This is a genomic window from Actinacidiphila acididurans, assembly GCF_016918855.1.
Lineage (GTDB): Bacteria > Actinomycetota > Actinomycetes > Streptomycetales > Streptomycetaceae > Actinacidiphila > Actinacidiphila acididurans.
Genome location: NZ_JADKYB010000005.1, coordinates 448,576 through 475,527, shown reverse-complemented (window position 1 = coordinate 475,527; position 26,952 = coordinate 448,576). Strand labels below are relative to the sequence as shown.

28 protein-coding genes and 2 pseudogenes are annotated in these 26,952 nt (G+C 66.6%); 11 read left to right on the top strand and 19 right to left on the bottom strand.

The features are described 5' to 3' along the window. Positions 1–9 precede the first annotated feature (9 nt). From ITX44_RS12290 to ITX44_RS12275, 4 genes are all read right to left on the bottom strand, one after another. The gene (locus ITX44_RS12290) at positions 10–516 is read right to left on the bottom strand and encodes a hypothetical protein (RefSeq protein WP_205357151.1); all 507 of its coding nucleotides are present in this window, start codon (positions 514–516) and stop codon (positions 10–12) included. Then, complete coding sequence (locus tag ITX44_RS12285) at positions 504–1,349, bottom strand: phosphoadenosine phosphosulfate reductase (RefSeq protein ID WP_205357150.1); 846 nt, start codon at positions 1,347–1,349, stop codon at positions 504–506. Before ITX44_RS12285 ends, ITX44_RS12290 begins: the two co-directional genes overlap by 13 nt. 208 nt (positions 1,350–1,557) lie before the next feature. Continuing rightward, entirely contained in the window at positions 1,558–3,717 is a 2,160-nt protein-coding gene (locus ITX44_RS12280; protein ID WP_205357149.1) for an FtsK/SpoIIIE domain-containing protein, read from the bottom strand. An 84-nt stretch (positions 3,718–3,801) separates the two neighbouring features. Beyond that, positions 3,802–4,062: a DUF6257 family protein gene (locus ITX44_RS12275; protein ID WP_307795224.1), complete on the bottom strand. Its 261-nt coding sequence runs from the start codon at positions 4,060–4,062 to the stop codon at positions 3,802–3,804. 60 nt (positions 4,063–4,122) lie between these two features. Between ITX44_RS12275 and ITX44_RS12270 the strand changes: the two genes are divergently transcribed. Further along, complete coding sequence (locus ITX44_RS12270) at positions 4,123–4,293, top strand: hypothetical protein (RefSeq protein ID WP_205357148.1); 171 nt, start codon at positions 4,123–4,125, stop codon at positions 4,291–4,293. 55 nt (positions 4,294–4,348) lie between these two features. Here the strand turns inward: ITX44_RS12270 and ITX44_RS12265 are convergent, their stop codons facing one another. The 8 genes and pseudogenes from ITX44_RS12265 to ITX44_RS12230 all read right to left on the bottom strand — a co-directional run bounded on the left by ITX44_RS12265 (position 4,349) and on the right by ITX44_RS12230 (position 8,273). After that, a complete protein-coding gene (locus tag ITX44_RS12265; protein WP_205357147.1) occupies positions 4,349–4,858 on the bottom strand; it encodes a hypothetical protein in 510 nt (169 codons plus the stop codon). 419 nt (positions 4,859–5,277) lie between these two features. Then, positions 5,278–6,006, bottom strand: a pseudogene (locus ITX44_RS12260) (protein spdB); the annotation flags it as partial. Then, positions 6,003–6,236 (bottom strand): hypothetical protein, encoded by a 234-nt coding sequence (locus ITX44_RS12255; protein WP_205357146.1) that lies wholly within the window; start codon positions 6,234–6,236, stop codon positions 6,003–6,005. The pseudogene ITX44_RS12260 and the gene ITX44_RS12255, both read right to left, overlap by 4 nt. Further along, the gene (locus tag ITX44_RS12250) at positions 6,233–6,577 is read right to left on the bottom strand and encodes a hypothetical protein (protein ID WP_205357145.1); all 345 of its coding nucleotides are present in this window, start codon (positions 6,575–6,577) and stop codon (positions 6,233–6,235) included. The genes ITX44_RS12255 and ITX44_RS12250 overlap by 4 nt, the downstream gene beginning before the upstream one ends. Next, positions 6,574–6,873, bottom strand: coding sequence for a hypothetical protein (locus ITX44_RS12245; RefSeq protein WP_205357144.1), 300 nt, complete (start codon positions 6,871–6,873; stop codon positions 6,574–6,576). The genes ITX44_RS12250 and ITX44_RS12245 overlap by 4 nt, the downstream gene beginning before the upstream one ends. 85 nt (positions 6,874–6,958) lie before the next feature. Further along, positions 6,959–7,429, bottom strand: a complete 471-nt coding sequence (locus tag ITX44_RS12240; protein ID WP_205357143.1) for a transcriptional regulator — start codon at positions 7,427–7,429, stop codon at positions 6,959–6,961. Positions 7,430–7,698: 269 nt separating this feature from the next. Continuing rightward, positions 7,699–7,869 (bottom strand): hypothetical protein, encoded by a 171-nt coding sequence (locus ITX44_RS12235; protein WP_205357142.1) that lies wholly within the window; start codon positions 7,867–7,869, stop codon positions 7,699–7,701. A gap of 17 nt (positions 7,870–7,886) precedes the next feature. Beyond that, positions 7,887–8,273 carry a RapZ C-terminal domain-containing protein gene (locus ITX44_RS12230; RefSeq protein WP_205357141.1) on the bottom strand — a complete coding sequence of 129 codons (387 nt, stop codon included), beginning with the start codon at positions 8,271–8,273 and terminating at the stop codon, positions 7,887–7,889. 769 nt (positions 8,274–9,042) lie between these two features. On the opposite strand from ITX44_RS12230, the gene ITX44_RS12225 reads away from it, so the two are divergent. The 3 genes from ITX44_RS12225 (at position 9,043) to ITX44_RS12215 (ending at position 10,920) form a co-directional block, all read left to right on the top strand. Further along, positions 9,043–9,825, top strand: coding sequence for a GntR family transcriptional regulator (locus ITX44_RS12225; protein WP_307795223.1), 783 nt, complete (start codon positions 9,043–9,045; stop codon positions 9,823–9,825). Continuing rightward, positions 9,822–10,325, top strand: a complete 504-nt coding sequence (locus tag ITX44_RS12220) for a GNAT family N-acetyltransferase (RefSeq protein ID WP_205357140.1) — start codon at positions 9,822–9,824, stop codon at positions 10,323–10,325. Before ITX44_RS12225 ends, ITX44_RS12220 begins: the two co-directional genes overlap by 4 nt. Before the next feature lie 361 nt (positions 10,326–10,686). Then, the gene (locus tag ITX44_RS12215) at positions 10,687–10,920 is read left to right on the top strand and encodes a GntR family transcriptional regulator (protein WP_205357139.1); all 234 of its coding nucleotides are present in this window, start codon (positions 10,687–10,689) and stop codon (positions 10,918–10,920) included. 289 nt (positions 10,921–11,209) lie between these two features. On the opposite strand, the pseudogene ITX44_RS12210 reads toward ITX44_RS12215, so the two are convergent. Further along, positions 11,210–11,545, bottom strand: a pseudogene (locus ITX44_RS12210) (tyrosine-type recombinase/integrase); the annotation flags it as partial. A 15-nt stretch (positions 11,546–11,560) separates the two neighbouring features. Further along, positions 11,561–12,754 (bottom strand): Arm DNA-binding domain-containing protein, encoded by a 1,194-nt coding sequence (locus tag ITX44_RS12205; protein ID WP_205357138.1) that lies wholly within the window; start codon positions 12,752–12,754, stop codon positions 11,561–11,563. Between the two features lie 194 nt (positions 12,755–12,948). On the opposite strand from ITX44_RS12205, the gene ITX44_RS12200 reads away from it, so the two are divergent. Together ITX44_RS12200 and ITX44_RS12195 are read left to right on the top strand one after the other, a co-directional pair. Beyond that, positions 12,949–13,209, top strand: coding sequence for a helix-turn-helix domain-containing protein (locus tag ITX44_RS12200; protein WP_236060393.1), 261 nt, complete (start codon positions 12,949–12,951; stop codon positions 13,207–13,209). A gap of 119 nt (positions 13,210–13,328) precedes the next feature. After that, the gene (locus ITX44_RS12195; protein ID WP_205357137.1) at positions 13,329–14,288 is read left to right on the top strand and encodes a recombinase family protein; all 960 of its coding nucleotides are present in this window, start codon (positions 13,329–13,331) and stop codon (positions 14,286–14,288) included. 13 nt (positions 14,289–14,301) lie between these two features. Here the strand turns inward: ITX44_RS12195 and ITX44_RS12190 are convergent, their stop codons facing one another. Continuing rightward, entirely contained in the window at positions 14,302–15,960 is a 1,659-nt protein-coding gene (locus ITX44_RS12190; protein ID WP_205357136.1) for a helix-turn-helix domain-containing protein, read from the bottom strand. 473 nt (positions 15,961–16,433) lie between these two features. Here ITX44_RS12190 and ITX44_RS12185 point away from each other — a divergent pair, with 473 nt between their 5' ends. The 3 genes from ITX44_RS12185 (at position 16,434) to ITX44_RS12175 (ending at position 18,637) form a co-directional block, all read left to right on the top strand. Beyond that, entirely contained in the window at positions 16,434–16,613 is a 180-nt protein-coding gene (locus tag ITX44_RS12185) for a hypothetical protein (protein WP_205357135.1), read from the top strand. 408 nt (positions 16,614–17,021) lie between these two features. Then, the gene (locus tag ITX44_RS12180) at positions 17,022–18,146 is read left to right on the top strand and encodes a ParB/RepB/Spo0J family partition protein (RefSeq protein WP_205357134.1); all 1,125 of its coding nucleotides are present in this window, start codon (positions 17,022–17,024) and stop codon (positions 18,144–18,146) included. 137 nt (positions 18,147–18,283) lie between these two features. Next, entirely contained in the window at positions 18,284–18,637 is a 354-nt protein-coding gene (locus tag ITX44_RS12175) for a DUF488 family protein (protein ID WP_205357133.1), read from the top strand. 156 nt (positions 18,638–18,793) lie between these two features. Here the strand turns inward: ITX44_RS12175 and ITX44_RS43000 are convergent, their stop codons facing one another. After that, the gene (locus tag ITX44_RS43000) at positions 18,794–19,213 is read right to left on the bottom strand and encodes an HNH endonuclease (protein WP_372440891.1); all 420 of its coding nucleotides are present in this window, start codon (positions 19,211–19,213) and stop codon (positions 18,794–18,796) included. Between the two features lie 536 nt (positions 19,214–19,749). Then, on the bottom strand, positions 19,750–21,531 hold the full coding sequence (locus ITX44_RS12165; RefSeq protein WP_205357131.1) for a ParB N-terminal domain-containing protein: 1,782 nt from the start codon (positions 21,529–21,531) through the stop codon (positions 19,750–19,752). 262 nt (positions 21,532–21,793) lie between these two features. Here ITX44_RS12165 and ITX44_RS12160 point away from each other — a divergent pair, with 262 nt between their 5' ends. Together ITX44_RS12160 and ITX44_RS12155 are read left to right on the top strand one after the other, a co-directional pair. After that, complete coding sequence (locus ITX44_RS12160) at positions 21,794–22,327, top strand: hypothetical protein (RefSeq protein WP_205357130.1); 534 nt, start codon at positions 21,794–21,796, stop codon at positions 22,325–22,327. 454 nt (positions 22,328–22,781) lie between these two features. Continuing rightward, the gene (locus ITX44_RS12155; RefSeq protein ID WP_205357129.1) at positions 22,782–24,512 is read left to right on the top strand and encodes an ATP-binding protein; all 1,731 of its coding nucleotides are present in this window, start codon (positions 22,782–22,784) and stop codon (positions 24,510–24,512) included. Positions 24,513–24,583: 71 nt separating this feature from the next. On the opposite strand, the gene dndE is transcribed toward ITX44_RS12155, so the two are convergent. Together dndE and dndD are read right to left on the bottom strand one after the other, a co-directional pair. After that, positions 24,584–24,961, bottom strand: coding sequence for a DNA sulfur modification protein DndE (dndE, locus tag ITX44_RS12150; RefSeq protein ID WP_205357128.1), 378 nt, complete (start codon positions 24,959–24,961; stop codon positions 24,584–24,586). After that, on the bottom strand, positions 24,951–26,948 hold the full coding sequence (gene dndD / locus ITX44_RS12145; protein ID WP_205357127.1) for a DNA sulfur modification protein DndD: 1,998 nt from the start codon (positions 26,946–26,948) through the stop codon (positions 24,951–24,953). The genes dndE and dndD overlap by 11 nt, the downstream gene beginning before the upstream one ends. Positions 26,949–26,952: the final 4 nt, after the last annotated feature.

Here is a 26,952-nt window from a genome sequence, read left to right as displayed (position 1 = left end):
CCTTGCGGGTCAGGCGGCGGGTTCTTGTTCGCTGGACCACCCGCCGGTGATGATCAGTTGGATGACATCGGGCGCGTAGCCCTGCCGGGTGAGCTGTTCGTGCAGGCGCGCGGCTTTGCGGCGTTGCAGTTCACGGGCTTTGATCCGGTCGATCTGGTGGGCGCGGCGACGCTGTTCAACGGGCCGGTCGGCCCATACGGCGTAGCACTCGGCGTGCGCCGGCCAGCCGGACAGACCCGTGGAGCGGCAGCGGGTCGGCTCCCCGCAGTGCTCGCACGGCCGCACGGCGCGGCCCGGGCACTCCGGTTGGTGGGCGGTCCACTTGGCCACCAGGGCAGCGACGGCTTCGGCGCCGTGGGCGGTGGCATGGGCCCCGCACCGGCAGACACACACCGCGACCGGAACGGCCGGGCTGATGTGGGCGAACGGCCGGTCGGGGTGAACGGGGGCGAAGACCTGGATGCCGGGGCATTCCAGGGTGGGCCGCAACCGCGGGTCGGGATTCACGTCATGCACCAGCCGGAATCGCAGCCGGTGTCGATGTCGTCGGTGTCGAACAGGACGTCCACGCCGTCCGGGATGGCCTCGCGGAGCGGCCGGTTGAAGCGCGTCAGGTAGACGTGGTCCTTGCCGAGTTCGTCGCGGCGGGCGTTGAGGAGGTCTTCGAGCTGGCAGGCGCGCTCGAACAGCTCGGGTTCGGTGCGGCGCATCTCGTGCCAGGTCTCAGGCCGGTGGAACGGACAGAACCAGCACGATGACTTCGGCGGGATCGGGAGGCCGGCGGAGCGGATGATGCGGGCGCAGTCGATCCGGCGCATCCCGCGTTCCAGCAGCGGGTATTCGATGCGCTCATGGGGTTCGCAGCGGCGGTTGTTGGCCCGTGCGATCTCGTCCAGGCTGATGCCGATCCCGACCGTGGCCGGGCGGTCGGCGGTAGCGCCGCGCCGCCGAAGTTCGTCGCCGACGACCTTGATTTTGAACTGGGCGGTGCACGAACGCGTGCCCGGGGCCCCGTTGGACATCCGTACCGGGATCTTCAGCGAGCGTGATCCGGGGCGCGTCAGGTCCTGGAAGAGCGTGCGCTTTTCCTTGGTGCGCTTCATGACCCGGTCCAGCACGACCAGTTCGAGGCCGTGTGCCTGCGCGTAGGGGATGGCGTAGTGCTGGAGGTAGGTGAGGGTGGCGGGGTTCTCGGAGTCGTCGCCGACGTTGGCCATGATGAACGTGCGGTAGTCCAGTTCACCGCGGGCTGCCAGCACCAGGGCGGTCATGGACTGCACGCCCCCGCCGAAGCTGAAGGACTTCAGTGGTTCGGCGGGGGCGGGGGTGATTGTGGTGGGGCTTTCCATGTGCGGTGTGCTCCCAACGGGATGGTCACTGTCCGTACAGGGAGTGGGGCAGGGGTCACCCCTCGGAACCCGTGTTTTGGGGGTTTCCGCAGGTCGTGGTGGGGTGCTCCACTGCCCCACTGGGGTGCCGTTGCGGCACGTCAAGGCCAGTGGGGTGGGTTCAGTGGGGTGGTCAGTGGAACTCCACTGAACCCGCCGTGCCTCACTGTCACTCTGTGTTGTCGTCGGGGGTGTTCTGGCGGTTGTTGATGGCGTCGCGGACGTGGTCGCGGGAGACGACCGCGTACCCGTCACGCAGGGGTGCCTCGGCGCCTGCTTCGGCCAGGACGCGCTTGAGGTCGCGGGGGCTCCAGTCGCGGTAGGCGGCGGGGTTGTGCTCGGCGAGCCGCTGCAACACCTCGGTCGTCCGCGCCCGGGGTTCGTCCCGGAGCACGGTCAGGATGTCGGCGAGCGGGTCAGCCTGCTCCCGGTCCTGCCCGCCCGCCACGGTCGCGGGGGTGATGCCCTGCCGCAGTGCAAGGGCGCGCTGGACGACGGGGGTGACCTGGTCGGTGTCGGTGTCCTTGCGGACGTAGTAGGCACGGACCAGCTCGAACGCGTTCGAGGTGAACCCCACGGTGAGGGCGGTGCCGATGTTCTCGGCGGGGTTGAGGGTGGTGGCGGTGATGCCGGCGCGGTGCTTGCCGGTGCCCAGCAACCCGTCGTTGGCGACGTGGTCGCCGACCGCGAACGCCACCCGGTGACTGGTGTTGCGGGTGACGTCCTTGGGGATGCTGGACGCGGTCGGCGAGACCGTGACGAACACCAGGGTGATGCCGACCTTGCGGGCCTTCTTGAGTACCTTGACGGCCAGTTCGGCGGCCTCGGCCCCGTACTTCTTGTGCTCGAACAGTTCGTGGCACTCGTCGTAGACCACCACTCGCGGGCGCATCCGCGGGTCCCGCTGCGCCAGCTCGCGGGTGAGCTTGACCGTGTCCCCACCGAGGGCTTCGAGTAGCTTGCCGCGTTCGGTGACCTCGTCGCGCAGGGCGCGCAGGGATTCCAGGGCGGCTTCGGCCTGCTCGTCGTCGTCGCCCTTGACCAGGACGCGCAGGCGTTCGCGCATTGGGTCGTAGTCGACGTTGTAGGCCATGACGTACACGTCGATCTCGACCAGCGGGTCGAGCATCGCCCCCAGCAACAGCCCCACGACCAGGGACGACTTTCCCGAGCCCATGATGCCGCCGACCATGTAGTTGGAGGCCATGAGCTTGCCGAAGACCGGCTCCCCGCGCTGGGAGACACCCACCGGCACGCCCTTGAAGTAGTCCGCGCTGCCGTCCGTGAGCAGCGGCCACGGCGGCACCGCACCCGACAGTGAACCCTGGTCGGCCACCCACAGATCCAAGGTGCCCGGGGCGTTGCGGGGCTCGGTCGGCCAGACCTCGACGGGCAGGCGCAGCAGGTTGTGGGCGAGCACGTCCTTCTTGCCGTTGATCATCTCAACGGTGACACCGAGGGGGAGCTGGAGTTGGGTGTGCCAGCCCTTGCCGAGGCGGGTGGTGGGCTGCACCCACCGTGCCTGCCAGCCCTGCTTGAACGCCTGGTTGAGCGGGCCGATGCCCAGGTGCCGCAGCGCGTCCAGGATCGCTCCCTCGTCGGGGACCATGTCCCGGGAGTCCTGCTCGGCCGCGGGCAGGGCCCAGTTGGGTGCGGCCTGTCCCTTGCGGCCGGTGTTCCACACTCCGAGCAGGGCCAGCCACGGGCCGAGCAGCACGGCCGGTCCCCACACCATGTGGATGATCAGGACGGCCCACCGGATGGCGTTGATGGTGAACACGATCGGGGCGATGACCTGCGCGGGGTCGTGCTCGCCGATCGCCAGCACCATGCCCAGCCCGAGCAGTCCGCCTGCGGTGCCGGCGGTGCCGACCGCAGCGGACCTGACGATCTGCTGCGGGGCCGTGAGCAGGTCCATGCGGCGCTGGTGACGCTCCTTCCGGAAGGCGGCGGCGCGCTGCTCCCACTCCAGCGCTGTTTCGTGCTGTCCTACGGCTTCGGCGGCGCGCATCATCCGCTCGTGCCGGGCAACGGTGCGCCCGTCCCAGGCGCGTTTGGCCAGGATGCGGGTCCCGCCCAGCACGTAGGAGCCGTGCCGCACGGCAAGCCGTACACCGGCCCGGGTGCGCTCGTCGGTGGCCACCACGCGCACGGTGCGGGCCGCGTGGCGCAGCCCCGCCCGCCCCGCGGCGGCCTTTCCGGCGCCGGGGATGCCGGAGGGGATGACGACCCCTTCGAGGACCGGCCGTGGTGCCTGCTCGGGGACGGGTTTCGTCAGATCGGGTACGGGTCGGGGGCGGTGGTCGTCAAGGTCGATGATTTCGGTCATGCTGGGGTTTCCTGCTCTCCTGTGGAGGGTGTGGGCCCGGGCCGGCCGGTGTCTTGGCGGATGTGCGGCCGGTCCGGGGCGGATTCACTTGCCAGCCGCAGCAGCGGCGGCGGCCTGCTCGGCGCGCTTGCGGGCGCCGTCGAGGATGCGGTCGAGTTTGAGTTTCAGGTCGGACAGGTCTACCTCGTCACCTGCGATGCCACGCTTGGCCATACGCGCGATCAGCCACGCCACACGCGCGGCTTCTGTGCTGGTCAGAGGCGGGTCTTCGGGGTGGGTTCGGATCATGGCAACTCCCGTTCCGGGCGTGCAATTGATCTGATGGTCCGTCAAGTTGTAGGCCATGTGGTCGATGCCGTACGTTCCGTGATCGACAGGCGGTCGATCATGAAAGGGCGTGGCCGCATGAAGTTCACTCTGGTCGGTTTCGTTGCATGTCTGCTGGTGGCACTGTCGGCGACAGCGGCGGAAGCCATGTGCCTGCCCTTGACGGCTGGCACGCACGGCAAGAGCGCAGTCGAGGCGCAGTGCATGCCGAGCCGGTCAGTGCAGTTGGCGCCGGGCACCGCGGCCTGACTCGGCAGCCAGTGGCGAGAGCCGGTGGCGTCAGGCGAGTCGTCGGGGTCTGGGATCAGTGGCGGGTGATGGTGCCGCCGGTGGCGCGTCCGAACAGGCCGTGGGCGGTGACGTGCTGGTGGACGACCGTGGTCGACCGGTCGGCGGAGCGGGCACCGGAGCCGAGCAGCAGGCGCAGCAGCGCGGCCGATCCGGTGGCGATGGCAAGGGCAATCGCGGCGGTGAGCAGTCCGGGGCCGGCGGTGGCGATCAGACCGAGGCCGTAGCCGATGCCGGCGGTCGCACCACCGACACCGATCCCGCCGGAGGCGATGACCAGCGCGGCGCCCTTCGCGCGGCCCGACACGCGGGTGTCGACCGGCACAAGCGGCGCGGGCTGTGCGGTGGTGTAGCCGGTGACGACCTGGCCATCGGGCAGGACCACCGAGGCGACCGAGGGAACCGGCTGCGCAGCGTGCGGGTATCCGGTGAGTGGCTGCGGCTGGTACACCGCCGGTATGGGTGCCTCGGTCTGGCGGTCGGCGAACGGTTCCGGGGGCTGGTGGGGTGCGGGCAGGGGGGACATGGGATGGGTCTCCTGTCGTGTCACAGGGCGGCGGGGGTGCCGGGCTGTTCGCCGTCGTTGCCGGGGCGGACGAGGGACAGCGGCCGGCGGGCGGTGACCTCGGCGAGCAGTTCCCGCAGGGTCTCCGGGCGGCCCCCGATTGCCTTGCGCAGGTCGGTGACGGTGGCATCCGGGTGCGTCTGGAGGTGGGCGGTCACGGCGTCACGGCGCTCGTCACGGGACATGCGCCGCGCCACCTTCCCCGAACCGGTGACCGGCGTGCGGGAAGGCTTGGTGACCCGAGCACCGGCGTGTTCCGCGGGGGGCTTGGTGACGGGAGCGTGACCGGAGTGAGCTGCGGAAACCTCCACACCGGTGACGCCCGCACCACCATCACCGGGCACAGGCTCAGCCGTGCCGGTGACGGAGGTGGTCACGTGTTCCCGAAGTGCGGCTGCTGGTGACTCCAGCATCGGCGCCACGGGCTCGACCGGGCCCCAGACGGGCAACTCCCACCGGGGCTGTGACTCGCGTGTGACGGCGGTCGTCACGGAGGCAAGAGCTTGCCCGGTGTCCTGTCCGGTGCGGGTCTTCTCCAGCGTCGACCACGCACCGGACAGGGTCGCCGCGGTCCTGGCCTGGACACGCGCGATACGGGCCCCTGCGGTCGTCACGGCCTCCAGTCGGGTCTCCTCGGCGGTCGCTTCGGCCCGCAGCCGGGCCCGGGCAACGGCCGCGGTGTCGCGGGCTTCCTGCTGAATACCGCGGATCGCAGCGAGCGCGTCCGGGGTCAGCGCGGTGCGCTCCCACATGCCGTGCACCAGCCACAACGCCTTCGCAGCGATCGGCAGCCAGGCCACGGCCAGCCACGCGCCCGGGGAGGACTCGCCCAGCGCATGCGCCACCAGGACACCGGTGGCCAGCAGGCCGAAGCACCAGCCCACCGCAGTCACGGCGGCGGAGTGGTCGCCCTGAGCGGCAAGGCGGCGCTCGTAGGACAGGGTGGCCAGCCATCCGCCGTCCAGACCGAGGCCGACCACCAGGGCGACCGGCCACGGCATCGCCTGTCCCAGCCACATCACGATCACGGCCAGCGTGAGAACCATGGACACGACCGTCATGGCAACGGCCGGCAGCAGCGTCAGCAGCCTCTTCACCGCGGCCTTCATCGCTCATCACCCCCCGGTCGGCCCCAGCCGGTGAGCTGCACCGGCCCGGGACGCATCCCGGCATCAGCGGCAAGGTCCAGGACCAGGGCGACAGCGAACACGCCGACCAACACCAGCCGGACGATGACCGGCGGGTGGATGCCCAGCAGCCACGCCCAACCGGCCAGGATGGCCAGCAGCCGCACGCGGCGGGCGGCCAGCAGCAGCGCGCGGTGCGGGGTGGTGTTCACTGCACGCCCCCCGCCTGCTCGGGCGCGGGCACGTCGGAGAAGCTGGTCAGCTCGATCCGCACGCCCGCGTACTCGCCGGTGGCCTTGAGCACCCAGGTTCGGTCGTCGCTTTGGGTGTCGCAGGTGACCGCGTGTGGGTCGATGCCCAGCACCGCGCGCCAGGTCTCGAACGCCCGCAGGTCGTCGTGCAACCACACGTCCAGCCGGTCGGGAGAGAGGTCACTGAAGCGGATCGTCCCCGCCGGCAGGTCGGGGTGCTCCGACAGCAGCAGCCGCAGGGCGAGCACCGGCCCGCTCACGTCGGCCAGCGTCACCGTGGCGGTGAAGGTCTCGGCGCTCATGCCGCGGCCCCCCTCCGGGAGCTCCGGCGGCGGACCGGCGCGGCCGGGCGGATGGTGGGGGCCAGGGCCAGCAGCTCCGGCATGGTGCGGCCGATCGTCTCGACCGCGAGTGCGGTGGTGCGGTCGAACAGGGCGGGGTCGTCGGCGAGGATGTCCCGCGCCGCGGCCTCCCGCGCCGCGCGGTCCTCGTCGCTCTCGTCCTCGACCCCCAACCACAGCTCCAGCGGGGTACCGAGGGCCAGTTCGAGGAAATCGGCAGTGGTGGTGGCCTTGTGGGGGCCGATGAAGTCGTACATCAGGAGTCTCCGGGGATGGGTGTGGGCCCGGACCGGCCGGTGTCATGGGCGGATGTGCGGCCGGTCCGGAGCAGTAGGCGAAGAATCAGATGAGGGTGATGAGCAGGACTGCGACCAGCAGCGACAGGTGGTGGAAGGACTGGTCAAGGGCGTATGCGCCGGTGCCCAGGTGCGCCGCGGGCTTGCCGTTGGCGGTGACCGGGTGGGCGGGGTGGTCCGGCGTGCCCAGCGAGTAGAAGCCACCAAGACCGAGAGCAGCGGCCAGTGCGGCGAGGGTGGTGCGGCGGTCGGCCCACCAGTGGGTGACCGCATCCACCCCCAGACCCGCCACCAGCCCCCACACCGACAGGTGCAGGCCCAGCAGCGCGGCGGTCGGCAGGAGTACGGCGAGTTTGGTGAGGGTGAGGGTGGCCACGTGGCGGGTGTCGGCGAGCCTTCCGGCCCAGCCGGGCAGGCCCTTGGCCGCGGACTGAGTCGAGGTCTGCACCCAGTGGTCACCCACCGAGTGCGCCACGAACAGCGCGGCGAACACCGCGGCGAAGATGCCCGGGTTCACTTGCCGCTGCCGTTCTCGGAGCGCTTGTTGGCCTCGCGGACCTTGTCCGACAGGTCCTTGCGCTCCTCCTCGGTCAGGCCCGGGGATACGTCGATACGATCCATCACGGATCGCCCTCCTGGTTGAGTCAGGTTGGTGGTCAAGTCCCGCCGCGGTGTTCCAGCACCGTGGCGGGGCGTGCAGGTGCGAAGCGGGGTTTCCCGGCGCTCCCCACCGCCCCCCGACCGTGGCCGGGGGGCGTCTGGGCAACACGGGGCGGGGCGTTCGGGTCAGCGCTGGTTGTCGCTGTTGCCGATGACGCCGTTGGCGACCAGGTTGTCGATGACCTCGTTCATGGCGTCGTGCAGGTCCTCGTGGCGCGGGTCCTCGGTGGACAGTTCCGAGGCCATCTGGGCGGTGCCGGTGAGGTAGTTCTGCAGGTCGTTCACGGAGCCGGACATAAGGGGTTCCTTTCGGGTCAGCGGTTGACGACGGGCTTGGTCAGGTCGCGGTGGTGCACGGTGACGGTGTGGCCGTCCGCCCGCAGGCGCTCGGCCAGGGCGTTGGCGAAGGTGGGTGCGCGGTGTCGGCCCCCGGCGCATCCGTCGGCGACGCTGACCGTGCCGGCGCTGGGGCCCGAGGCGAACGCGGTGACGGCCGCGGCCACGGAGGTGACCAGGTCGGCGATGCCCGGGGTGTTCATCACTGCGGTCCGTACCGGCTCGTCCAGGGCGGTCATGTACCGCAGTTCCGGCGAGACGTGCGGGTCGCGGAAGTGCTCGCGCAGGTCCACGGTCAGATGCGCGGCCGGCGGAGCATCGTGCAGGTACCCGAACGAGACGATCTCGACAGTGCCTAAGCTCACTTCTGGTCCCTCCGAGGGATCGAAGGACGCACCCCGCCCGCTGCCAGGCACCGGGGTGCGTCCGCTGTGTGACGCTGCTGCTCAACGGCTTCGAACAGCCACGGCCACCCGACATCCGTTTGGGCATGTCGGGGGCCGTGCGCGTTCGACGCACGCGCGCCATCGACCAGCCCCTAGCCCCACGGGGCCAGCCGGTCGGTGGCACGCACATGACGCGAAGGGTTCACAGCCGGGCGGGTCAGGTTCCGGCCGCGCCCGGCGTATGTCGGCGACCCATTCCGGGTCTCCTCTCGGCTGATGCGCTGGTCTGGGAACCGGCGTGATCGTTGGCCGTGCCATTGGCGCGACCCCTGCCCACCCCCGGGTGACTCGGTGGGACAGGCCCCTTTTCTTGCCCCCGGGAGGAGTGGCCCGGGGCCGGTGATCCACGACCGGCGGCGTGCGGCCCGGGTCGCCCCGAGCGGTCTCCCGAGCCCTCACCAGGGCCGGAGACGGCCTCCCGAACCCGAATCGCTGGGCTGGAGGCGGCTCCATCGACCACCCGAGTGCAGGTGGCTGGAGCGGCACCCTGTTCAGTTCTCAACCAACCAGCGCTCCCCTCCCGCCCCACGACAGGACGTTCAGGCGCGCAAGCGACCGGAGATCAGTCGCTGTAGCTATTGTCCGTACAATGGCTACAGTCAGGATGTTGGCAGGCGCACACGGCAGTGTCAAGTGCATTGGCCGCATTGACTGGACAATGGCTACAACCTGCGAGTTTCATGGAGGCGTGACCGTGAACCGGCTCGGGCGAGACCCGATGTACCAGCAGATTGCAGACGCGCTCAGGGCTCAGATCGACGTCGGAAGCCTTGAACCGGGGGCCAAGCTGCCCACCGAAGCTGAGATGCGAGACAAGTACGGCGTCTCGCGTGAGACCGTGCGCAAGGCGCTTGCCCTGCTCGTCAATGAGGGGCTGATCGTCTCAGCTCGGCCGCAGGGTCACTTCGTGCGCCGACGTCAGCCCATGGTGTTCCGGCCGCAAGCAGAGTTCCGGAAGCGTCCGTGGAGCCCGGAGATGGACGCCTTCGTGACCGAATACTCCGCGGAGGGCCGCGAGCCGCGCCAAGAGATCGAAGTTGCGATCGTGGAACCTCCGGCGGACGTGGCCAAGCGGCTCCACCTCGAATCCGGCGAACTGGTGGCAGTGCGCAAGCGAGTCCGGTACCTCGACGGAGAGCCGTTCAACATCAATGACAGCTACTTCCCGCTGAACCTCGTGCGTGACTCGGAGATCATGCGGCCGGAGGACATTGGCCGGGGTGCGAACGAGGTGCTAGCCGAACTCGGGTATCGCCAGGTGCGCGCCCTGGATGAGCTGTACGTGCGGATGCCCACACCGGACGAGACGCACCGCCTCGACTTGGGGCCCGGAACGCCCGTGGCTTACCACATCGCCACCGGCCACACAGAGGAGGGCAAGCCGGTCCGGGTCGCCATCACAATCCTGCCGGGGGACCGACACGTCATCTCGTACGAGCGGCGGCGCGAGATCCCGAGCGAGGAAGCGTGACCGACGTGGCCATCCGGCCGGCGCAACCTGGCGAACTCCGTGTCGTAGAAGACCTCCTGCGCGAGGCATCTGCATGGCTCGCCTCGCGCGGGATCGACCAGTGGCAGTTCCCGCCGCACCGCGACCGCATAACGCAGGCATTGCGGCGTGGTGAAGTCTTCCTCGCCACCACTGATGGCCTACCCATGGCCACGCTGCAACTGGACGACCACGCTGACCCGGAGTTCTGGACCACCGAGGACAAGCCGGGGGACGCGCTCTACGTGCACCGCATGGCAGTGAGCCGGAAGTTCGCCGGATCAGGTGTCGGCGGCACGCTCCTGAACTGGGCATTGGAGCGTGCCGCCACGGCGGGCAAGCCATGGCTGCGGCTTGACGCGTGGAAGGACAACCACGGTTTGCACCGGTACTACGAGAGCCAGGGCTTCACCCTGGTCCGGGTGATCGACTTGCCGCACCGAGGGTCCGGGGCGCTGTTCCAGCGGCCTACGGTCCGCTAACCGCGGGCATCTCGATACGCCTGCCAGAGGGCCGCGGCCTTGTCGCATTGGAACGCGGCCCTCCGGCATTCCTCGCAGTCCCATGCATGGTCGACGTAGGCCCTGTACGCCGCTTGCGCCTGCCCCTCAAGCGTGCTGCTGGCCAGCGCGGTGAGAGGTTTCGGTCCATCGCCTGTGTCCAGCCCGTGCCCCTCGGTACGCTCGGCCATGTCGGCTCCTCAGCAGTCGGCCACTCCCCCGGACCGGCGACACGGTCGTGGGGGTTTTTCCTGCTCAGAAGGTACCGCTATATGCCGCCACATGGTGCCCCATACGGCCATCTGCGGATGCCCAGTGCGGGGCGGCGCCGTACGTTCCGGCTATGAGCGGAGACTTCCCGCAGTACGTGTACGTGCGGGTCGCAGACCAGGTGGAAGCCGAGATCAGGTCCGGCCGACTGCCGGTCGGGGCCCGCTTGCCGAACGAACGGGATATGGGAGCGCAGTACGGCGTAGCGCCCGGGACCGCGCGCCGGGCCGTCGCGGAACTGCGGGAGCGTGGATTGGTCGTCACGCTCCCCAACAAGGGCACCTTTGTTGTGGCTACCCCGGAGTGACCCGCATCGGGCCCCGATGCGCGGGTCTCAGTTGCGGTCTCGATTGGGATTCGATCCACGGGAGTCCGTAGTAGTCCAGCCGGGTCCGAATTGCGTCCCGAGCTGCGGAGACGGACTTGCACGGACGATCGCGGATCGTAATCGGACAACTCGTAATGCGTAGGTCTCGGGTTCGAATCCCGAAGGCGGCTCCACCCCTGACCAGGCAAAACAGTTCGAACAGAAGGCCCCCATGAAGATCGCGGGGGCCTTCTGCGTGAGCGGATGGGAACGCTCTGGGAACATGCCGTCAGGCAGCGTCCCGCTCGGGAACATCAGGCGCTTCACCCGCGTCCCCGTCGTCCTTCTGGCCGTCCTTCCCAGCGGGCTCGTCGTCGGCCGCGGGCTTGGGTATGACGCGCTGGCGTGCGCGGGGAACGACAGCGACGGTCGCCTCGGCGGCCTCGCGTTCGACCTCGGCGAGGACGGTGGTGTAGATGTCCGAGGTGACGCGAATCGAGGAATGGCCGAGCCTGCGTTGAACGGCGACCATTGCCACGCCGGCGCGCAGGGAGAGGGTCGCCGAGCCGGGCCGGAGGTCGTGCAGGCGGATCGGCGGAAGGTCGGCCTTCTTGTAGAGGCGTTCGAAGCGGTCGGAGAATTATTGCGGGTGGTACTCGGTGCCGTCCTCCAAGGTGAAGACCCGGCCGCTGTCAGTCCATTCGCCCGTGGTGTCGAGCCATTCCTGCCGCTCGGCCTGCTGGCAATCGCGCCACCAGCGCAGGAGGTCCGTGGTGTCCTGGTCGAGCGCGATGTCGCGGATGTTGTCGGACTTCGGGGTGTCCTCGTGCGGCTCGTACGCGACGGTGACGATCTCCTCGGTGATGTGGATGACGCTGGCGTCGAGGTCCACCTCGGACCACGGGAGGGCGCAGGCTTCGCCCCGTCGCAGGCCGAGGAAGGCGATGATCACCCAGAGGGGATAGAGCCGGTCGTAGACGACGGAGTCGAGGAACGTGCCGGTCTGCTCGGGAGTCCAGACCATGACGGGCGACGGCTTCTTCCCGGTCTTGCGCCAGGCTTCGACGCGGGACGCGGTCCACTCCAGTGCCTTGGCCTTGCGTACCCGGGGTGTCTGGACAAGGGCCGCCCAGTTGTCGGTGATCATGCGCCGTTTGCGGGCGTCCTCCAGGGCGGAGCTGAGTGCCATCTTGATCCGGTGCTGCGTGGCCGGGCCGGTTTGACGGCGGGGACGGGCGAGAGCGGCCTTCAGGTCCGACTTGGCCTTGTCCCACGTCTGCCTGAGCTGCGGGTCCCGAGGAGTTGCCGCGTCCCGCCATGCCGCGTGGGTCTTCTGCTCGGCCTCGCGGGCCAGTTGGGCGTCTTCCTGGTTCTTCTGCCTCACCGCGTTGTCTGCCTGGATAGCGACGAACATCTCGTCCAGGTGGCGGGGGCGCAGTTCGCGGAGCTTGACGTGCCCGAGGTACGGGGTGAAGTACAGGCGCAGGTAGTCGTCGTAGCTCTTCTTGGTGGTGGCCTTGAGGTCGTGCTGGCCATCCAGCCAGCGGCGCAGGTACTCGCCAGTGGTTTCGTCGGACAGGACGTCGACGCCGGCTTGGGCGTCGCGGTAGACCTTGGCGGCTGCGGCGGCTGCCTGCTGCTGGGTCTTGAACCCGCCCTTCTTGGGGTGGCGCCGCTTGCCGCCGGGGCCGGCGGGGATCTCGATGGAGTAGTACCAGGAGCCGTGGTCGCGCTTCTTGAGCTGGGGGCACCGCTTCTCCAGGTAGCCGACCTTGGGGGTGGGTCGTCGTTGAGGATCGGCCTGCCCGCCTTGTCGATCAGTGGGCCTTTGCACGCGCACCGTTTATAGGTCTTGTCTTCGAACACGGGTGTCCTTGGCTCTGCTGGCCGGAGGCCAGGTCGGTCGGATGCGTGTGGACCTTGGGATGCGTGATGCTGCAAGATCCTTCTTCATCTTGTGAGGGCTGTCGGACACTGCTGTAAGGTCACCTACAAGTTGGCGCGGGGGAGATTTGCGCGGTAACGGGCATGGCAGAGCGAAGCGGTGGCACCGAGGCAGCGGTCGAGTCCGGTGCCATGGGCGTGGAGGAGCTCTTGGCGCTACCGGCGACAGTCAACGTCGCAACGGCCGCACGGGCTTTGGGTATCAGCCGAAACAAGGCTTACGTGCTCATCGGCAAGGGCGAGTTCCCCGTGCCGACGCTGCCACTGGGCGGCACGGTACGAGTGCCGACCGCAGCTCTGTGGAAGGCGCTGGGAGTGGATCGAACGGCTGGCGCCGACGGCTGAGATCGACCTGGCGGGACGGCTGGTATTGACGTTCAGCTTTGCCAGAGTATGACCTATCTTCTGTAGAGTTTTCGTGAAGGTTGGCTGGGGGGTCGGTACTAGGGCGAGGGGTCGGTCAGGTGCCACGGCTGTTCGGGTTCGAGGACACCGCGTTCCGGAAGGTACGCGAATCGGAAGCTGCGGCTGTGCGGGGCGCAGCCAGCCGTCGCCTGCTGAGGCAGTCGTACCCCGAGATCAGTGAGTGGCTGAACTCCGAGGGGCACCGCACGACCCGCGGCGGGACGTGGCGGCCGGCGACGGTGGCGAACGTGCTCGATCACCCGGCCATCGCCGGCCTCGCCGAGGACGAGAACGGCGAGCTGGTGAGCACCGGCGGGCCGCAGGTCATCTCACCGGAGGACTTCAAGGCCATCCGTGCGCTGCGCCCGTCCAACGACCCGGACACGAGCAGGGCAGAGCAGCGTGAATACCTGCTCACCGGGAACCTGAGCGAGTGCGGCCTGTGCACGTGTCCGCTGGATGCGTCGCCTTCTGCCAGCGGGGCGCGGGGTTACCGGTGTACGCCGAGCACGCGGCAGCATCCTGGTGGCTGCGGACGGGTGCGGGTCAAGGCTGACTTGCTGGAGGCGTACGTCGCCGAACACGTCCTGGCCGAGCTGTCCAAACCCCGGGTGCACGCCCTGGTCGAGGCGGCACGGGGTGACGTCCTGGCTGAGGCCGAGCATCTTTGGGCGGGAATCGAGGAGGATCGCAAGCGGCAGGCTGAGCTGGGCAAGGAGTACGCCCGGCGGGAGATCTCCAAGGAAGCGTTCAAGACGGCTGACCAGACGCTGACGCAGAGCATCCGGCAGGCGTCGGTCAAGGCTAGGCTCCTTGAGCAGGTCAAGGACGCCCCGTTGGGGGGTGTCCGCGATCTGGTGCGGTGGTGGGGGCACGCGCCGTTTGCGTCCCGGCGGGGCCTGGTGGTGCTCACGCTGGAGCGGGTGATCGTGTACCCGGCTTCGGGGAAGGGGTCGCGGACCGTGGACAGCGACCGGGTGGCGTTGGACTGGCGGAGCTGGAGCCGGATCGCCGACTAGCTGCCGGGTCGGGTCAGCCTCCCGCGCAGCCGACCGTCAGTTCGTCGTCACTGTGCTGCTTCCAGGGCAGCGTCAGGATTCGCGCGCCGTGTGCTGGCGACGGTGAAGAGCTTCGTGACGTAGGGCGTGCGCCTACTCCGGGGAGGGCCTTGATGTCGCCGGTGACGAACAGGGCGATGACGACGTCGTGGGCGCCGGCGGAGCCGGCCAGAAGCGTTCGCTGCAAGAGCTGTTCGGCGCTGCGCAGATGACCCCGGACGGTTTGCGGGTGTACGCCGAGTTCGGCCGCCGCAGTGTCGGCGTTGGTGTTGTGGGGGAGCCAGGTCAGGAGCGTCCGGTGCAGATCCCGCCCGTCACGGGCCAGGGGCGCGAGGAACCGCTCGGCCCAGGCCCGGACTTCCGGGAAGGACAGTGATTCTTGGAGGATCGGTGGGCTGGCTGCTGGTCTGGCCTGGGCCTTCGCGTCGATCTGGAGTGCGAGGTCGAGCACGGCGCGTGCGTGTACATCGTTCAGGTTGAGCTGGAGGAGGTCTCCGGCTCGCTTGATGCGGCCGGTGACGGTGTTGCGGTGCACGTCAAGGGTCTTGGCTGCTTCGGCTGCGGGAAAGCCAAGGGCCACTCGTATGGTGTTGACCAGTTCGTCACGCTCGATGTGCGGTGTATCCAGGAGCGGACTCAGCAACGATGCGGCCCAACGATGAGCGCCCGAGGCGACCACGTCAGCGATTTGCGCATGCCCGTTGAATTGCCATACGCGCTCCGGCACATGATGTGCGACGTTGAGGGCGTACGTCGCACCCCGGTGGGCTTCCGTGGCCCGAGAGACGTCTGTTGTCTGGCTAATCCCAAGATAGTGACTCTCACGGTCCTTGATGACGGCGCGCAGGATTGAGTCGACCCGGCTGTGACGCTCCGGCGCACTCGGCGTGTGATCTGCCGGTACTATGACGGCGAGCTGAGAGTCTTTGTGCGGGCTCGGGGCCACAAGCGCCCCGGCGGGTGCCTGCTTGCGCGGTCCGGAGTTCTCATGCCTGGATGCCGACGTGTCGGCGATCGCTGAGGTGATGGCATGGGCCGTGTCGTCGCGGAAGCCGGGAGGGCAACTCACAAGGTACAAGCGGATCGAGTCGGTGAGCAGACCCGGGGTGAGGACGGCCGCCGACCGCCGGGCCAAGGCGACCTGGCCGCCGACCAGCATCTGAACGATCGCCGTGTGCACCGTCATGGTGGCCTCACGTACGCGTCGCTCGGCGGCGGCTGCCCTCGCTCCCGGGAGAAGAAGTGCGATGAGGTCGGCGACGTGGCTGACGACTTCGGCCATCTGCGTGCTGTACGGCTCGCTGCGGGCCGCGGCGAGAACCGCATGCGGAGCGTCCGGGCCGATAGCGAGCAGCCGGGCTTTGAGATCGCCCTCGTCCACCACCGCCGACATCAACTCTCCTGTTGCCAGACGAGGCAAGGCTTCGTGCACTGCGGGCGGCAGTAGGGTCCACGCTGTCTCGGAGGACTGCGCAAGGACCTCGCCGCCCGATCCCCGCAGGGCTGCGTGGCCGTCGATGGCCTCCGCCAGCCAGGCGATCAGTCGCGGCAGGCTGGGGTCTGTCGCTTGACGCCGTATCTGTTCCAGGAGCCCGCGGTCGAGAGGTCCGTGCCGTATCTCCTGGCTGCCCATGGCAACGTGCACCCCCACTGTGCCGCCCCAAGCCGAGCGGGTGTGCCGACGCACAGTGAGTCCGCTCGATGGCGCCAGCCAGAGACGCCAGCGGCAGGTTGATCGAACAACGAGTGACCGAGGCAGCTAAATCGCTGTCCAACGGTATGTCAATGTTGCGTAGAACACGGCTTGATGGAGACATGTTCCTGGTGCTCGTGGGTAGTCGTGGTGCGCATGATGGGTCAACGGCCGCCGTCCTGGGCGCCGTTGCGGCCCCGGGCATATGCCTCTTGGTTATCCTGTGCAACCTGACAGGTGCAGCGTTGTCTGTTGGGCGCCCGAGAGCGAGCGACGCCGACGGGATTCGGGTTAGCGTCATATGCGGCACAGCCTGTTGCTCAAGGAGGGGCGGCGGTGGCGCGATAGCGCACGTCCTGACGAAGACGCCGGTTGGCAGTGCCGCAGGGGTGGGTCATCAGGGGAGGGTCGGCATGGCCGAGTTGGACGTGGAACGCATCACTGAGATCTCGAAGGAGCCGGCCCGCGTCCTCCCCGCAGGGCAGGTACAGGAGGAACCCGCCGAGGGTGCGGCCCGCAGAGCGGTCGACCTCCTGTCGGTGATGCCGGAGGCGCCGCGTTCCTCCGGACGAGTGGGCAAGACATCCTCGTAGATAGATGACATTATTAGAAGAGTGCTGTAGCTTCTGTGTTACCACCCGGCGGTGCGAGCGCGCCGCACGGGTGCGGGGCGCCGATCCTGTGCGGCGCCGTCCCTGCTCCTCGCGGGTGGCCGACCCCCGCGCCCCGCCTGCGAGGAGTCGGCCGCGGTCGGTGCGGCCGTCGGGGTGCGTGTAGGGAGTGGAGCCCGCCGCGGTTTGAGGCCACGGCGGGCTCCCTAATGTTTCGCCGAGGTCCAGTTTCTGCATTCCGCATCGCGGAGTTCGTTCTGAATTCACGCGAGAAATAAGAATTAAAAAGTGAATTCCTCTTGCATTGGTGGTGTTTGCAATTAAGATATAAGTACAGAAATAAAAACAACCCATTCAATTGGGTTCTCGGTTTAGAAAGGCGCGGGAATAGTGTTCGCAGACCTCGGTATCGACGAGATCGCCCCCAACCCCGACCAGCCCCGCAAGTACTTCGACGAGGCCAAGCACAAGGAGCTCATCAGCAGCATCCAGGAGAACGGCCTGCTGCAGCCGGTGGTCGTCCGGCCGGTCGAGGGCGGCGAGGCCCCGTACATGCTGATCGCGGGCGAGCGGCGCTGGCGGGCCTGCACGGAGGCCGGCCTCAAGTCGATCCCCGCGAAGGTCATCAAGGACGCCAGCGACGAGCGGGCCTACGTCCTCAGCATCGCCGAGAACGTCGGCCGCGAGGACATGACCATCATGGAAGAGGCCGGCGCGTACGCCGACCTCGCGGCGGCCGGCTGGACGCCGGAGAAGATCGCCAAGCAGTTCGGCAAGACCGAAACGCACATCAAGTGGCGGCTCGGGCTGCTGACCCTGCGCGAGGAAGTCGCCGCCATGGTCGACAAGGGTGACATCAAGCCCAACCTCGCCTGGCACATCGCGCAGCTCAACCCCGGAAACCAGATGGTCGCCGCCACGCGCTACGTCCGCGGCGACTTCGACTCCGAGGCCGAGGCCCAGCATTTCGCCAATGGCCTGAAGATGATGGAACGCCAGACGTCGCTGACCGGCGAGAAGGCGCCGGACGCCGAGGAGCAGGAGAAGCGCAAGAAGGACAAGGCGAAGGCCAAGGACGGACTCGGCAAGGCCGAAGAGGTTCTGCTGCCCCTGCTGGAGGAACTGGCGGCGAAGAAGCCCGAGGACCTGGCCGTCATCCTCGGGGACGACCTTGATCGCCACGTGAAGGTGGTCGGCAAGCTCTACGGCCAGGTCCAGCTGGTGCGGAACCTGCTCAGCAAGGCGCAGGGCATCCAGCGGGCGATGGCAGCCGAGTTCAACAAGAAGGCAGTCGAGGCGCAGAAGGAGATCGCGCCCAAGTCGGAGGCCAAGGGCGGGGCTACGCAGGCCAAGCCGAGCCCGAAGAAGACCGCGAGTGCGGCGGCGGGCAAGCCCTCGCCCGCCGCGCAGGCGAGGTCGCGCGCCAAGGCCGGGGCGGCCAGCCGCACCGCCAAGGAAGGCGCGGCCGCGCGGGGTGAGAGCACGGCGAAGGCGGAAGCCGCCGCCACGAAGTGAGGCAGGCGGGCGCGGCCGGGAACTTCCCGGCTGCGCCCGTGTGCGCCGTGCCCCTGCAATCCGCCAAGAATGGAGTCAGATTGCTCAGCCTGTTCACGAATCGCTACCAGGAATTCCGGCCGGCCCAGGGAGTGCCGGTGCGCATCACGCGAGGCGCACCCCGCTTCAAGCTCCCCTATCCGCTCGCGCACTCGGTGCGCGAGCTTGCGCCACGGGGGGACTACTTCGACAAGCCCCGCCCCGAGTTCACCGCGGCTTACCGTGCCGACCTCGATCACCTCGGCTCCCAGACGGTGGCGGAGCTACTGCGGGCCATCGCCGACGCATCAGGGGATCACAGGCTGGTGCTGCTGTGCTTCGAGGACCTCGCCGACCCGGCCCAGTGGTGCCACCGGCGAATCTTCGCCGCATGGTGGAAGGACACCACTGGTGACGATGTGCGGGAGCTGGGCCCGCTCTCCGACCAGTACGAGCAGGGCACTCTCATGTGAGGACCCTGTTTTGCTTGAGGGCCAGCGTCATTGCGCGCAGGCACGTTGCAGACCACCGCCCCACCGGATATCTCTGGTGGGGCGGTCAGGTCTGTGTTCGGCTTCACAATATGCTAGTCCGTGGGGACCCTGGTGAACGATTGCAAGATTCTGCTCTTAGCTGGCGGTAGACGCAGCAAGGCGCTTGGGGCCGATCCATCTGTCGAGGCGCCAAGGATCGTGCTGCTCACAGAATACGGCCAGATTGACCGGAGTGAGCGCACCGTTGGGATTCCGAGGTCCAGCGAAGAGTTCACTGACCTCGATCTTGGCGGTGCAGCCATCGGGGGATTCACACCTTCTCCGAGTAGCCACTGTCCGTAGCACCCAAAGCGGCTGGGGCTGCGTCACAGGACCAAGGGCTTGATGGTCGAATATTCCGACAGACCACGGAATCGTGTCATATATGTTCGTGTATCTGTTCTTCACGGAATTGCACCAGCCACAGGCAAGGCGCAGATTTTCAACAGACGTCTTCCCGCCTTCTGCAACCGGGATTACGTGATCCACCTCGATGCACAGTTGACTCGCGCGCATGCCTCGGGGGCGCGTGAAATCAACTAGCGGTGGGATAGGCGGCTCATCTTGGGTGATGCCGAGGAATTTATCTCGGGCGCGATCTCCGAACAGGTAACCGCAAAGGTAGCAGCGAGGTTCTGGCTGCCCCGTGGCCCACAGTTCTTCGCGCGTGGCGAGTCCGATCGCGGACCGCTTCCGCCCCCTCCGCGCTGAGACCAATTGCCAAGCAAACTTCGTCAGCACGCGCGCATACTTCTTTCGTTCGTCCAAGGGGACTTGCGGGCTGACGGCGTTGAAGTAGTCGAGTATGGGAGCGTGGAGGTGTCCGATGCTCAGTTCGGTGTCCAGTTCGTACGGAGCTAGGTCAACGAGACTTTCAATGAACCAACGGCCCCAGACCGTTGACAGGTCTCCGCGCAGCAGCCATCCGTGATTTCCAGATACGACCTCTGGCACAGTGTATTTCGAGAGGGACTTCAAGGCTTCGTCCGACCAGTTGCTGTCCAGGGCCCTTTTGATCTCGGCGAAGAACTCGCCGACCTCCTGTGGCTGCATCACGCCCCAGCAGCGGGGTTGTACTCGCCCTCCTTGGGAAGGGACTCGGGGTTCCTTCGGTAGTCGTACCAGAGGCGACTCCAAGTCCTGCGAATGAGTGGGGTGTCCTTCTTCTCGACGTTCCAAAGTCGATTGAAGTACGCGGGATTGACGTCCGTGAGCCACGCCTCCATAGTGGCGTCGACATCGTCGAGGCTATTGAGCGTCTTCTTCTGCATGCGGAGGAACTCAAAGTAGTCAGCCGCCAGAATCGTGAGGCTGATCTTGTTGTACAGGTTGCTGCGGGTGGTTCCCCATGCGTTCTTTGCTTCCGGATCTTCAGCGCCGAACTTTTCCCTGATGTTCGAGTAGAACCTGATGAAGACGACCCGCCAGGGACCGTCAGGCCTGGCCCATGCCGCGACCTTTTCGTCGTGAGTGTCGAAGTCTGCGACGAACGCACTTTCGTCAAGGTGGTACTTGCCCCAGAGCTTGGCCCAGTCGCCCTTCTGTGAGTAGAGCTTGCCCCCGGACAGCTCTCGGAAGATCCCTACGAGTCCCTTGAGGACCGGCCACTGCAGCAGGGTCCTGTTGTCTCCCGCGATACCGGTCTGTACGAAGTTCTTGAAGGGGCTCTCTTCCGCCCGTGTGAGGTAGGCGATGGCCTGAGAGTCGTCCAGTTTGATGCCGGCGTCTTTGAGTCGCTGTGCCACCGGGTCCAGCTCGTCCTTGCTCAAGCTCGTCGACACGATCGTGCCCAAGAGGGCCTTGCCCATCGGCGTGGCCTTCTGGTTCACGACCACGAACTGGAAGACATGTTCGCTTGGGCTGGGGTCGAGCAAGAGCGAGACGGGCAGCCGGCGAGCGTGTGTCGAGATGAAGTCGGCCTTGGCCTGAGCCGGGTCCAGGCCGTTCTCTGCTGCCTCAAGCAGGAATGTCTCTCCGTCCTGACTCTCAGCCAGGCTCGCCGCAGCCAACACCGCGCCCTTCAGGCGGTGCTGTCCATCGACGAGCATGATGGGCTTGAGGTAACTGATCATCGCTTCCCGGTCGAACCCAAGGATCTTTTTCGGGTTCACGTCGGCGTCGAGGGCTTCGAGGACCTTGATTCGCCCTTTGAGCTCGGTATAGAAGTCGATCAGGTGGGTCTCGTCGGTGAGGAGCACGCTCGCTGCATCTGCCTCATCTCCGTTCCCGGCCTCCTCCGCTGCTACCTCTTCTTCGTCGTCGCCTTCATCTCCAACGGCATCAAGCCCGTGCTCTTTTCGAGCCCGATCTATGATCGACGAAAGTCGCTCCTGATCCAGCACGGTTTTTTTGAGTTCTGGCATGCGTGACTCAAGGCGTGCAACTACTCGGGACATCAACTCCAGCAAGGACGTGTCGCTGAAGTCCTCGCTTACGATCTCCAGCATGCCGAACTCAGGAGTGCCGTCCAAAGGCTTGAAGCTGACGGAGGTCTCGCTCTGCGGGGCAGCCAGGAGGGGGTTCTGCACGATGTTGCGCTCATCGTGATAGAAGCTGGACAACTCCCTGATCCTTGACCTGCTCTCCTGTCGCTGGAAGCCAATGGTTTCCTCGTCATTGAGACGACTGCGCTGAGGTACGCCGACCCACTGATCAATCTGCGTAGCCGGCGCTGCGAAGAAGACCAGGGGCTTGCCCGACGGGGTCTGCTGCGTGATGTGGGCTGGGTACGTGTAGGTGATCGTCTTAGCGTTCACGCAGGGGCCTCCAGAAAGCATGATCCAAGATGCCTCCAACGCTACCTGCTGGGGGCCGATCTGCACCGCAAGTCTCACAAATCCTGTTCCTAGTCCTGCCCTTGGCCCTGCGTCGACCGCTTGCACTGGATCGACCGGGCAACTGCCGTGAGGGGATGCGCTGTTGGGCTGTCCCCTAGGTGGTGTGAGCGTTCCACCGCCGACTGTCGGTGGCGGGCTCTACAGTTTCAACACCTGCTCATGCCGAAGTCGACCGAACGGCGACGACGGCCAAAGGGCGAGCGGGTCACAACTGAGTGGGTCCGGCATATAGCAGCCGGGCACCCGGAGAGGGGCATTGATGCTCCAGCTCAACGACGTGCGCGTCGAGACGATGTGCCGTCTGTACAGGAAGAACAAGGCGAGGGCGTGGGACGGCGAGTACCTCGACGTTCTCGACACCGCTCTGAACTTCGCACTTGGCCACAAGCGTGTGGCCGAAGATCCCGACCTTCTGTGCCGGAACGTCATCCGGGACGCACGCCGTACGATCCGCCGCTCGGAGGCCAACGCCCGCCGGAGTGCCGCTTGCCGGCCGCTGGCTGACGCTGCTCGCCGCCGCGTGTCCACGACCGCAGCGGACGGTTCGCCCGTCATCGAGATGGTCACGTACGACACCCCCGAGGCGCGTGCACTCGCAACCGAAACCATCCAGGAGCTGACCGCCTTCGCCGCGACGCTTGGTCCTCATGGCCTCGGTTGCCTCCAGGGCATGTTGGACATGGCGACCGTCCCTGACTCGGCCAGGCAGACTGGCGTCTCTGTGGCCACGGTTGAGCGTGCCCGACGCGCCCTCCGGACCCATGCCCGCGCACTGATCAGCGGCACGGCATGACGACGTCCACCAACGTTCACGTCCGGGTGGCTGAGCCGTACGAAGGCACCTCCCGTGTGGCTCTCCGGTTCACACGCAGCGTCGTGAACATGCAGATACCGACCGGGACCATCGGCGCTTATCTGTTGATGGAGCACGAGCAGGAAGGTGCGCGCCCGCTGTACGTGGGACGCTCGGACACCTGTCTCCGCCGGAGGTTATCCCGACATCCACTCCGCGGGCGTGCAACCCACTTCGTCGTGGCCCCAGCCCGCAACTCCCACCAGGCCTATGCAATCGAGTCCTACTGGTACCACCAGTACCGGTCCGCGGGCCGCATCATTCGGAACCAGATACACCCCGCCAGTCCCGCCGGAACGGGCTGCCGCTGCCCGTTCTGCTCTGAAACGGCCATCGAACGCGCCTTGAGCCGGGCTCTGCTTCGACCACGCCTTTCTGACACCAGGAGCACATCATGACCACCGCCGACATGGACATCGTCCCGGTCGTCCTCTCCGGCCAGGCCCTTCTCAGCCTCCGCGAGTCCGGCCACAACTTCCCGTCTGCTGTCGGGGAGGTGATCGACAACAGCATCGAAGCCCGTGCGAACCACATCCAGATCATCACCGAAGAAGCGATGGTGGGCCGCAAGAAGACCCTCGCGCAGGTGTCCTTCATCGATGACGGTGAGGGCATGGACGACGAGACGCTGCAGCACTACCTGCAGCTCGGCTTCTCCAAGAGGTTCATGTCCGAGAAGACCATCGGGAAGTTCGGTGTCGGTGCGAAGCTCGCCAGTCTCAGCGTCGGTATGCGCATCGACGCCTGGTCCCGCGTCGAGGGCAGCGAGCGGATCAGGCATGTGTTCTTCGACCTCGAAGAGGGCATCGAGGCCGAGAAGCGCGGCGACACGGTTGGAATCTACCCCCCCGATGACGAGCCTCTGCCCGCACACCTTGAGGTCTACTTCCCGGAGGGCTCGGGCACGATGGTGACGTGGTCGAAGATCGACCGAGTCTCCGACGGCCATGGCCGGAGCACTCCGGACCACGTCCGCAACGAGATGAACAAGGAACTGGCCCGGGTTTTCCGGGGGTTCCTGAGCGGTGGCATCCGGATCACCGTCGACCACACGGACTTGAAGCCCCACGATCCGACCTTCCTCCGGAAGGGCACTTGGGCCGATCAGGTGCTTACCGAGGAACTCGCACGCACCAGCGGCGAATCACGTGCTGAGGCCCGGCACTTCCACGGTCAGGTCTTCTTCAACGAGGAGGTGAAGGTCCAGGGCACCGATCACAAGATCCGCGTCGTCATCGCTCTGGCACCGCCCGAGATCCTGCGCTTCAAGGGCGCCGGCGGCGACGCCTTGGCCAAGCGGCTGCGGATCCCGGACAACGAGGGCGCCATCAGCTTCATGCGGCTTGACCGCGAGATCAGCTATACCCCCGTAGCCAAGCTTTTTCCCTCCGGGATCCAAACCAAGGACCGTTACATCGGCTTCGAGGTCTACTTCACCCCGGAGCTCGACCGCATGATGGGCGTTCGCAACGTGAAGCGCGGGGCCGTCCCCGCTGACGAGCTCCGCAGGACCCTGCGGGCCATCGCGGAGAGTGTCATCCCGAAGGCGCGTGACGAGATCGACCGCGTATGGGGCGAGGTCAACCGCGACGACGCAGTGAAGTCCGGCGAGCACGCTCCTATCACGAAGGCGCTCAAGGACGCGGACCGCACCATGCCCAAGGCCCGAGTCAAGCAGGTCCCCACGCCGGCCCAGCAGGAGAGGGAGTACGACAACCTGGCGAAGGACGCTGGACGGAACGCGACCGAGGAGGAGAAGGCCGCCTACGTGCAGGAGATCAAGGACCTTCCGTTCGTCATCGAGACGGTGGACGTACCCGGAGATGATCTCTTCCAGCTCACGCACCTCAAGGACCAGACGATCATCCGGCTGAACCAGCGCCACGTCTTCTACCAGGAGATGTACGAGCCTCTGCAGCTGCTGTCGAAGGAGGGCGGCACGGGCACCGGCCCCAATGTGTCCGCAACGGCTCGCCGAGCCATCGAAGCGATCACCTTGCTCCTGGTGGCGTACGCGAAGGCCGAATCGATGCACGAGACGCCGGTCGACCAGTACAAGGAACTGCGGAAGTGGTGGGGCAGCTTCACCGAGCAGTACCTCACGAAGATCAAGGACGTCCTCTGAGGCCATCTGACGGCTCGCGGACAGCATGAGGGGCCGGCGCGCCACATGGGTCGCGCCGGCCCATCGGTCTGCTAAGCCACTGCGAGCGCCACGAAGTCGCTGATGCTTCTCAGATCGCGTCGCCCGTGGAGGAAGCCGACACCGCGGTGAATGTGGACGATCAAGGTTCGGGATACGACCTCGTCCGTAGGCTCTTCGCCGTCTGCGAGGCACCGTTGCTTCAGCAAGGCGAGGTATACGTCCCCATATGCTCCAGCGAACGTCTTCCAGCTCATCTCTACGTTCGAGTCGGTGACGATGTCCTTCACCAGCGGAGTCGAGGTGTCACGCAGGGACAGTCCGAGAGCCCAGCGGCACAGGACATTCCAATGCGTGATGCCAGTGTGGCGCTTGAGCCAGACGAGCTGGTCTTTCGCCGTCTGCGAGAGGCGGATGGTCTCAAGCGACATGCGCTGCTCCTGCGGTCCACCAGTAGCCCGGTTCGACGCTAGTGGTGAAGGTCTTGTCGTCGTGGACGAGCCTGTACGTGTGCGAGAGATAGGGCTTCAGGCGACCGAGCAGCTTCTCGTCGATCTCCTCGTCCGTGGACAGCAGCAGTACCTGGCGGCCAGCCTTGGGGAAGTAACGGTCCACGAGGTGCTCCCGGTGCTTGCTGTCCAGACGGCCGAGAGGGGTGTCGATGACGCTCGGCAGCCGGTTGCCTGCCGTCTTGGCCAAGCCCCACAGGAGGGAGACGGCAAGCAGCTGTCGCTCGCCGGCACTCAACCGGCCAGGGTCGATGGTTTCGCCATCCGGGCCGGTGAGGACAAGGGCGAACTTGTCGTCCGTGTTGATTTGGATATCTCGGATGAGACCCTGCTTACGCATAAGCGTGTTGAAGCTGTGCAACACGGCGGCTTCGACGTTCTCGATGTGGTGAGCGAGGAGATCATCCCCGAGCTGCTCAAGGGTGCCACGCGTCTTCTCTGAGTACTTGACCACTCGCTCGAGCCACGCAGAACGCCACTCCGCCGCACGGCGGGAACGATGAGCACGATCAAGCTCCTCCTCCAGCCGTTGGCGCCGTGCGACTGCTTCAGCGTGGAGGTTTTCGCCTCGCTGGAATTGCACCTGCGCGACCGCCATCCTGTCGATCGCGGTTTGGCGCTCTGCAACGAGCCCTCCGATGAACTCATCGTCAGGCACGGCTTCCACCCGTTGCTGCGCGACGTCGAGGTGCTCCGCGATGTCGGCAGCTTCCTTTAGGAGATCGCGGGCACGTGCAGAGTCGCTGGCCAGAGCTTGGTCCAGTGCCGACAACTGCAGCAAGGCGTCGTGCGGCAGACCGAGGCTGTGCTCCAAGTCCGCTGCCGCTGCACGCTTCTTGCGATCGCCGGTCAACTTCCGCTTCAGTACTGAGCGGGCACTAGCTGGCAGCTCGTCAGTGATCTGCTGGAGTAGCCACTCGTCGCGTTCCTGTAGGACTCCGAGGAAGCGCGAAGCATCGTCGGCCTCCTTTTCCAGCTCTGCCTGCTTCTTGACACCGGTGAGCTGATCCTGCAGGAGTAGAAGCGGAAGCGGGCCCTCGGCTAGAAAGATCAAGGCCTTGTTCGTAGCCACCGCTTGGTTCTTGACGCGGTTACGGTCGGCCTCCAGTTCCTTCCTGCGCTCGTACTCCTTGCCGCCTGCTTGCTCAAACTTGTCTTCGATGTCACCCAATTCCTTTTGACGTACGAAAAGTTCAGAGCGGGCGGCCGCCATGAGCTGGTGGGCGTCTGATGCGGCTTGGGTGGCCTGCTCCAACTCAAGTTCCTGCTTGCGGATCTTGTCCAGTACGTCTTGGTCGGCTTCGGACAGCCGCTGTCGGTTCTCAAGAGTTTTGAGGAGCTGGCGCAGTCGTTCTACGGCACTGACGCCGAGGAGGGAGTGAATGGCCGACTCGATGACCCTGGCTGCGCTGCGTGGGTCGGCAAGTTCCTCAATCTTCTCTCCATCGAAGAAAAAGAGTGTGGCTACGTCGAGCGGAAGGATCGTCTCAACGTGATCGGCCCAGCCCTCTGTCAGTGAGCGACTGAACTCTCCGTCGACCAAGACAGTCAGGAATTCGCGCAGCGTCTTGTTGCCGGTGAAGTACCAGTTTCTGACGACACGGTAGTAGTGCTCTTCGCCCTCGATGGTGATGGAGAATTCCAAGGCAATGGATGCGCCTTCGGCGGGATCTGCCTCCCGGTTGATGCACTGCTGGAGGTAATCGTTGTAAGGGCGGCTGCCCCGGCCACTGCAGTCCGCTTTGGGCCCGTAGAGTACGAGCTGGATGGCATCGAGAAGCGTGGTCTTACCACAGCCGTTCAGCCCGCCGATGAGGACGATGGGGCGCCCGGGCTCTGTGCGCAGGTCGAGCCGCTGCTCGCCTCGGTAAGCCCCAAAGTCACGCAGCGTGATATTATGCAGGAGCATTGTT